This window comes from Rhodococcus sp. GQ147 (assembly GCF_059759155.1).
Window position 1 is genome coordinate 544,812 of record NZ_JCAXDU010000001.1, and the last position, 7,709, is coordinate 552,520.

Below are 7,709 nucleotides of genomic sequence, written 5' to 3' on the forward strand. Positions count from 1 at the left end.
TTGCGGCAGACGCATACCCCGCTTCCTCAGGTGTCACACGACGCCGGGTGTCATCGCTGTTCGGAGGGGGTATCCGGGCGGGCATGGAAGCCGAGAACATCCCCTCCTCCAACCCGTACGCCTTCGTCTTCGCGCCGTCCCCGCTCCTCACGGTAACCCTCGAGAAGGCACCCGACGGAAGCACCGAACTGCACGTCCATCCCGGCGGGCAGGGATTCTGGATCGGCCGCATGGCGGCGACCCTGGGAATGGACGTGCACCTGTGCGGACCGTTCGGCGGCGAGTCCGGCACGATCCTCGTCGACATGATCAACCGCGAAGGCGTGACGGTGCATGCCGTGGAGACCGCATCACCCAACGGTTCCTACATCCACGACCGGCGCGAGGGCGAACGGAAGGAGATCGTGGAGATCGACCCGCCGGCACTCACCCGTCACGAGACCGACGATCTGTTCAGCGCGTCGCTGGCGTCCGCGATGTGCGCGAAGGTCGCGATGCTGGGCGGACCGCACAACGACGACGCCGTACCGAGCGAGGTGTACACGCGCCTGTGCGCCGATCTGGGAGCCCTCGGCATCCCGGTCGTCGCCGATCTGTCCGGCCCCACCCTCGGTGCGGCCCTCGAAGGCGGGGTGACCGTGCTGAAGGTGAGCCACGAGGATCTCATCGAGGACGGTCGCGCGAAGTCCGAGGATCTCGACGATCTCATCGAGGCCTTGCACCGTCTCCACGACGAAGGTGCCGCCTCGGTGGTGATCTCCCGCGCCGGCGATCCGGCGATCGCACTGGACAACGGAACCATCTGGGAGGTTGAGGCACCCTCGGTGCAGACCGTGGACCACCACGGTGCCGGAGATTCGATGACCGCCGGCATCGCGTCGGCCTACGCCGCGGGCGCGAAGTTCGAGGACGCGCTGCGTCTCGGCGCCGCAGCAGGTGCGGTCAACGTCACGCGCCGCGGTCTGGCGACGGGGCATCGTGGCGCTGTGGAGAAGATGGCCGAGAAGGTGGAGGTCCGGAAGGTGAAGGGGAAGCGTTCATGAAAGCACTGATCGTCAACGACGACGGCATCGACAGTCCCGGTCTCGCCCTGCTCGCCCGCCTCGCGGTCGAGGCGGGATTCGACGTGCAGGTCGCGGCGCCCCATGTCGAGCGCAGCGGCGCCAGTGCATCCTTGACCGCTCTCCAGGACGAAGGAAAACTCCTGCTCAGCCGTCGCCCGCTCGACGACCTGCCCGAGGTGGAATCCTATGCGGTGGAAGCATCTCCGGCGTTGATCACCTTCCTCGCCTCGTACGGCGCGTTCGGGACGGCACCGGACATCGTGTTATCCGGAATCAACCTGGGCCCCAACACCGGTCACGCGATCCTGCATTCGGGCACGGTGGGTGCAGCCCTGACCGCGGCCACCCACGGTGCCCGCGCGGTCGCATTGTCCCTCAACGGGACAGCTCCGTCGCAGTGGGAGACCGCCGAGTTGGTGACCCGTCGCGCTCTCGAGTGGGCCGTCGAACACAGCCGTCCGGGCACGGTTCTCAACGTCAACATCCCCGACATGCCCGTCCACGAGTTACGCGGACTGCGCAGTGCTCCTCTGGCAGGATTCGGTGCCGTCCAGGCCGAGATCGGGGAGGTCGAGGACGACGGCGACATCTCCCGCGCCTTGCCGGTCACCTTCCGGGCGGTCGAACTCGACGAATCCCACGACAGCGACGCCGTTCTCGTGTGCCGGGGGTGGGCGACCGCGACCGTGCTGACGATGCCTTTCGAGGTGGCGGAAGCCGATCTCGGAACCTTGGAATTCGCCCACTCGGGTAGTTCGCAGCAGTAGGTGCTGTAGAAGGTTCCGGGACCGCTCGGTCACGAGTGCCACGACCGAGCGGTCCCGACTCCAATTGATTCGGGCCGCTGCAGTTCTCAGAGAACTACAGTTCTCAGAGCACTGCAGTTCTCAGAGCACTGCAGTTCTCAGGCGACTGCGGAATCGGAGACGTAGCGAGAGATCGGCGTGACGACGGACCGTTGCGCACGACCGGTCGTGTCCGTCACGGACTGCACGAACCGGCCGGCCTCGGCGAGCGCACGCCGGCTCTCGGGAACGCTGTCGGCGAAGATCGGGAAGGCGTGCACCTGGTGTCGCCACAGGTGCAGGTCGCAGCTGACCCCTGCCTCCCGCACGGCCCGCGCCATGGATTCTGCGTCGCTGCGCAGCAATTCGTCGTGACCGGCGTGGATCATCACCGGGGGCAGCACACTGAGGTCGTTGTCGAGCGGGCACATCAGCGGTCCGGGCTCCCCGTCGACGGTCAGACGGGTATGGGTGCCCTCGATGTAGCGTACGAGCGACTGCACGGCCGATCCGGGGAACATGGGGCAGGCCGCCTGCATGTCGTGGTCGGCGCGACGATCGGAATCGAGGTCGACGAGGGGCGACAGCGCGACGATTCCCGCGGGGCGGGGCAGATCGGATTCCGCGATGGCCAGGGCCGTCATGAACGACAGGTATCCCCCGGCGGAGTCGCCTGCGACGACGATGTCCTCTCCCCGATAACCTTTCTCGCACAACCACTCGTAACCGCGTACCGCGTCGTCCACCGCGTGTGCGATGGGAGCGTTCGGCAGCATGCGGTAGTCGACGCTGAGCACCGCGCCGTCGGCGCGATCCGACAGGCTCACGGCCAGCGAACGATGAGTGTTCAATCCGCACATCAGGAACGCGCCACCGTGCAGGTACAGCACCGCGCGCTTGGTCGATCGTCCTTCCGCGCGGATCCACTCTGCACTGCACGCGCCCAGGTCGACGTCCACGTACTGGGCTCCGGAGGGCTTGGGGAGGAGGGACGCAGCGCCGTCGACGACCGACAGTGGCCACGCGAGGTCGGGCCGGGCCATCCATGCCCCGACGACCGGCTTCGCGAGTGCGCGTACCGCGCCCCGAACGACTCGGGAGCGCACGCTTCCACCTCGGTGGGTGCGGCTGACGCCCTCACCTCCACCGAAATCGTCGATCTCAGAAGACAGCACTGGAACCTCCCGTGGGACACCCACGAAACCGGTTGATTTATTTCGCCTTACGCGACGTGGTACTGCGGTTTACCCACACCTGTCCGGCATCGAAACACCCGGTTCGGATCACGAACCGGAAACAACGATGCGAGAGGCTCCCGCAGCGCCCCGTTTACCGGTCCGGCCGGGGAGGTAACCAGCGCATATGCCTACCGAGACCACGGTGTCCCTCTGGCGGGATCGCGCCCCGCACATCGCGACGTACGACGACTGGACGGCCCGCCGGGAGTGCTACGACATCGTGGTCGTCGGCGCCGGGATCACGGGCACCGTGACGGCGCTGCTCCTCGCTGAGAGGGGACTGCGCGTTGCGGTGCTCGAAGCCCGGGACATCGGGGCGGTGACCACCGGGAACACCACCGGCAAGGTCAGCGTCCTGCAGGGCACACGCCTGTCGCAGATCGGCCGCAGACATTCCGGTGCGATCCGTCAGGGATATGTCGACGGCACCCTCGCGGCACAACGATGGGTGGTCGATTTCTGCACGCGGCACGGACTCGACTTCGACCGTGCGGACGCCTATACCTACGCGCAGGATCCGTCGAACGTGAGCATGATCGACGCGGAATACCACCACTGCCGCGCCGCCGGGTTACCGGCCGAGAGGGTCGGTGAGATCCCGCTGCCCTTCGGCGTGGCCGCGGCAGTCACGGTTCCCGACCAGGTGCAGGTCGATCCCATGCCCATTCTGTTCACGGCAGTCGACCGGGCGCGTGCGTGCGGCGCCGAAGTGTTCGTCGGGCGGCGCGTGAAGACCGTGGACACCGAGGACGCAGGATGCATCGTCCGCACCGACGACGGCAACATCCGTGCAGATCGCGTCGTACTTGCAACCGGCATCCCCATCCTGGACCGCGGTGCATTCTTCGCCAGGATGGAACCCGACCGCTCGTACTCCATCGCCGTCGAAGTGCCCGGTGGCCCGCCGGAAGGGATGTTCTTGTCCGCGGACAGTCCCACCCGGTCGCTCCGCACCGCCTCTGCGGCGGGAACGTCCTCGTCGGCGGATCGACTACTGCTCGTCGGCGGCAACGGACACGTCGTCGGCCGGCACGATTCGACCTGCTCCGCATACGACGACCTGCTGCGATGGAGTCAACGGACCTTCCCCGGCGCCCACGAACTGTACCGGTGGTCGGCGCAGGACTACACGAACATGGACAGCCTCCCCGAGGTCGGCCCCGTCCTGCCCGGTGCCGACCGGATCTGGGTGGCGACCGGCTTCGGCAAGTGGGGCATGACCGGCGGGGTCGCGGCGGCGCACATCATCGCGTCCCGGTTCTCGGAGTCGCCGGATCCCGAGGTCGAGGCGTGGGCGCCCGCCATGGCGGCATGGCGCACCGAACTGGTGACCGGCATTCCCACCGCAGCCAAACTCAATGCCACCGTCGCATTGCACATGGCCAAGGGCTGGTTGCAGGCCGCGACGTCCTCCGGATCAAAGCCGGAAGAAGGACAGGGACGGGTGGTACGCAGTTGCGGACGTCCCGTCGGCGTGTCCACGGTCGACGGCCGGACGCACCGCGTGAGCGCGGTCTGCCCGCACCTCGGCGGAATCCTGCGGTGGAACGACGCGGAGTCGTCGTGGGACTGCCCGCTGCACGGCTCCCGATTCACTGCCGACGGCACTCTGCTGGAGGGGCCCGCGACCGGCAACCTTTCCCCCAGGTGACGCCGAGGGTGGAAAAAGGCGTGAGAGCCCGCGTTTCACACCATCCGAGCCGGGTAATTCTGACAGCAGCCGAGAAAGGACACACGAACATGAATTCCGCCGATGGGGCACGACTGTCCGGACTGACCATCGCAATTCTCGCGACGAACGGAGTCGAGGAGGTCGAGTTCGTCGAGCCGCGTAAAGCTCTCGAGGACGAGGGCGCCACGGTCCGACTCGTCTCGATCGAGCAGGGCGAGATCCAGGCAATGGAGAAGGACGTCAACGCCGCAGGGAAATACACCGTCGATCACCTCGTCTCGGAGGTCTCCCCCGGCGACTTCGACGGCCTGGTGCTTCCCGGTGGAACCACGAATCCCGATCAGCTGCGCCAGGACGACAAGGCCGTGTCGTTCGTGCGGGAGTTCGTCACCTCCGGGCGCCCGGTCGGCGTGATCTGCCACGGACCGTGGATGCTCGTCGAGGCCGACGTGGTGCGCGACCGCACCCTCACGTCGTATCCGAGCGTTCGTACCGACATCCGCAACGCCGGCGGAAACGTCGTCGATCAAGAGGTGGTCGTCGATCGCAACCTGGTCTCGAGCCGCAACCCCGGCGACCTGCCGGCATTCTGCAAGGCACTCATAGATCTCTTCGCGGCGAACCCCGCGAGCTGAATCGTTCGGGCCACGACGCAGGCCGATCCTCGTCACTTCACCGACCGCGACCACAAAGGTCCCGGTCCATCTCCGCCTGTTTTCCGAAAGGACCTCGACGATGCTCGAGCAGAGCCCCGTTTCCGGCGCCACCTTCTTCCCGCCCGCAGCCCTCCACCAGGGCGTGCGATTCAGTACCGCGGAGATCAAGAAGCGCATCGACGAAATGTTCGACAACCCGGCTGCTCCCCTGCCGAGCGAAAGCTGATTTTCCGGAGAACTGCTGGTCGAAGGCCCGCAGCGGTGCACGCAGTTTGCGGCCCCCTACCCGCCTTGATAACAAGAAGTAGTCGATTTCGAACATGTGGGATTGGTTCGCCGTAAGGCAGTTGCACGAAGGCGGGATTATGAACGAACCGAACTCCGACGATTTCGTCGTGGTCGCCAACCGTTTGCCGGTGGACCTCGAGACGCCGACCGACGGTGGCCCGCCGGTCTGGCGACGCAGCCCCGGTGGCCTGGTGACCGCGATGGAGACCGTCCTGAGGTCCAACAGTGGCGCCTGGGTCGGCTGGCCCGGCACTCCCGACGTGACGGTCGATCCCTTCGAGGAGGACGGGCTCTCGCTGTATCCGGTGGAGTTGTCCTCCCAGGAGGTCGAGGAGTACTACGAGGGTTTCTCGAACGACACTCTGTGGCCGCTCTACCACGACGCGCTCATCCCACCCACTTTCGATCGCCGGTGGTGGCGGACCTATCGCGCGGTCAATCAGCGATTCGCCGAGGCCGCGGCCCGTGCCGCGGCCCCCGGGGCGACGGTGTGGGTGCACGACTACCAGCTCCAGCTCGTTCCCCGGATGTTGCGTGAACTCCGGCCCGACGTCACGATCGGTTTCTTCCTCCACATCCCCTTCCCGCCTACCGAACTGTTCCTGCAGTTGCCGTGGCGGAAGGCGATCGTCGACGGTCTGCTCGGCGCCGATCTCGTCGGTTTCCATCTCCCCGGCGGGGCACAGAACTTCCTCTATCTCGCCAACCGGCTCTTCGGACTTCCGGCACCGCGCGGGACCTCGTCGGGCGGCACCATCGTTCTCGGCGACCGGCAGGTTCGTGTCGGTGCCTACCCCATCTCCATCGACTCCGCGCAGCTCCGGGAACGTTCCCGCGACACCGCCGTTCAGGAGCGTGCCGCCGAGATCCGCAGGGACCTGGGCGATCCGGAGGTCATGCTGCTCGGCGTCGACCGGCTCGACTACACCAAGGGGATCGACGTACGTCTCGAGGCCCTGCACGAGCTGTTCGCCGAAGGCACCCTCGATCCCGAGAAGGTCGTGATGGTGCAGTTGGCCACGCCGAGCCGCGAGCGTTTGACGGCGTACGCACAACTCCGCGACCAGGTGGAGCGCGAAGTGGGTCGGATCAACGGCGAGTTCGCCCGGCTCGGTTCTCCCGTCGTCCACTACCTCCATGCCTCGGTCGACCGCGACGAACTGCTCGCGATGTACACCGGTGCCGATGTCATGCTGGTCACTCCCCTGCGCGACGGCATGAACCTCGTCGCCAAGGAATACATCGCCTGCCACCCCGACGGCAGCGGTTCGTTGGTGCTCAGCGAATTCGCCGGGGCGGCAGCCGAACTCCGCCGCGCTCTTCTGGTCAACCCACACGATCTCGAAGGCGTCAAGCGCGCGATCGTGGAAGCGATAGAGGAGGACCCGGCCGAACGGAAGAAGCGCATGAAGACCATGCACGCGCACGTCATGGAGTACGACGTCGCCCGCTGGTCGCGCACCTTCCTCGAGGACCTGCGGGCCACCTCGGGTGCGCACGTCACCGCCTCCGGAAGCTAGGCGTGCGGGTCCTCTCCGACATCTGTCGGAAGAGGACCCGCACGCTCCGCACCTCGAACAGCGACAGACCCGAAGGAATGCGGACCTACCCGCTCGGCTGCGGCACCTCGCACTCGACCTGGGGATTGACGCCCGCGTAGTTGAGCGGCCCGGCCACCACCGTAACTGCCACCGTCGCGAGACTGCTGCAATTCTGGTCCGAGTCGCTGAAGTAGCCGCGCTGACCGGCCGCCACCGCACCGATGATCAACCAGATCAGGACCACGAGACTCACCAATCGCACGACCTCACCTCGATCCGTCTCATATGCCGGACCGTCCGGCCGGGTAGCAATACCCGAGGGGGAAACCGAACAAACGCACCGAGCGCCCTGATCCGGCCCTAACGGACAAAACTCTCCGAGGCCGGATCGGGCGGGGATGAATCCGGGTCCGGCGGCGCCTGACGCTCGCAGGAGACGGACGTCGAACTGCGGGCACTGGCCGA

8 protein-coding genes are annotated in these 7,709 nt (G+C 66.6%); 6 read left to right on the top strand and 2 right to left on the bottom strand.

The window, feature by feature from the left end; genetic code table 11:
• Positions 1 to 83: 83 nt before the first annotated feature.
• Both AC6CID_RS02435 and surE read left to right on the top strand, forming a co-directional pair.
• Entirely contained in the window at positions 84 to 1,043 is a 960-nt protein-coding gene (locus AC6CID_RS02435) for a 1-phosphofructokinase family hexose kinase (protein WP_006553564.1), read from the top strand.
• Positions 1,040 to 1,831 carry a 5'/3'-nucleotidase SurE gene (surE, locus tag AC6CID_RS02440; RefSeq protein ID WP_006553565.1) on the top strand — a complete coding sequence of 264 codons (792 nt, stop codon included), beginning with the start codon at positions 1,040 to 1,042 and terminating at the stop codon, positions 1,829 to 1,831. Before AC6CID_RS02435 ends, surE begins: the two co-directional genes overlap by 4 nt.
• A 137-nt stretch (positions 1,832 to 1,968) precedes the next feature.
• Here the strand turns inward: surE and AC6CID_RS02445 are convergent, their stop codons facing one another.
• The gene (locus tag AC6CID_RS02445) at positions 1,969 to 2,955 is read right to left on the bottom strand and encodes an alpha/beta hydrolase (protein WP_498353512.1); all 987 of its coding nucleotides are present in this window, start codon (positions 2,953 to 2,955) and stop codon (positions 1,969 to 1,971) included.
• A gap of 256 nt (positions 2,956 to 3,211) precedes the next feature.
• Here AC6CID_RS02445 and AC6CID_RS02450 point away from each other — a divergent pair, with 256 nt between their 5' ends.
• From AC6CID_RS02450 to AC6CID_RS02465, 4 genes are all read left to right on the top strand, one after another.
• Positions 3,212 to 4,738, top strand: a complete 1,527-nt coding sequence (locus AC6CID_RS02450; RefSeq protein ID WP_498353513.1) for an FAD-dependent oxidoreductase — start codon at positions 3,212 to 3,214, stop codon at positions 4,736 to 4,738.
• Between the two features lie 89 nt (positions 4,739 to 4,827).
• Positions 4,828 to 5,394, top strand: coding sequence for a type 1 glutamine amidotransferase domain-containing protein (locus AC6CID_RS02455; RefSeq protein WP_006553568.1), 567 nt, complete (start codon positions 4,828 to 4,830; stop codon positions 5,392 to 5,394).
• 100 nt (positions 5,395 to 5,494) lie between these two features.
• Positions 5,495 to 5,641: a hypothetical protein gene (locus tag AC6CID_RS02460; protein ID WP_019291152.1), complete on the top strand. Its 147-nt coding sequence runs from the start codon at positions 5,495 to 5,497 to the stop codon at positions 5,639 to 5,641.
• 139 nt (positions 5,642 to 5,780) lie between these two features.
• Positions 5,781 to 7,223: an alpha,alpha-trehalose-phosphate synthase (UDP-forming) gene (locus AC6CID_RS02465; RefSeq protein WP_006553569.1), complete on the top strand. Its 1,443-nt coding sequence runs from the start codon at positions 5,781 to 5,783 to the stop codon at positions 7,221 to 7,223.
• Between the two features lie 85 nt (positions 7,224 to 7,308).
• On the opposite strand, the gene AC6CID_RS02470 is transcribed toward AC6CID_RS02465, so the two are convergent.
• Entirely contained in the window at positions 7,309 to 7,506 is a 198-nt protein-coding gene (locus tag AC6CID_RS02470) for a hypothetical protein (protein ID WP_019291151.1), read from the bottom strand.
• Positions 7,507 to 7,709 lie beyond the last annotated feature (203 nt).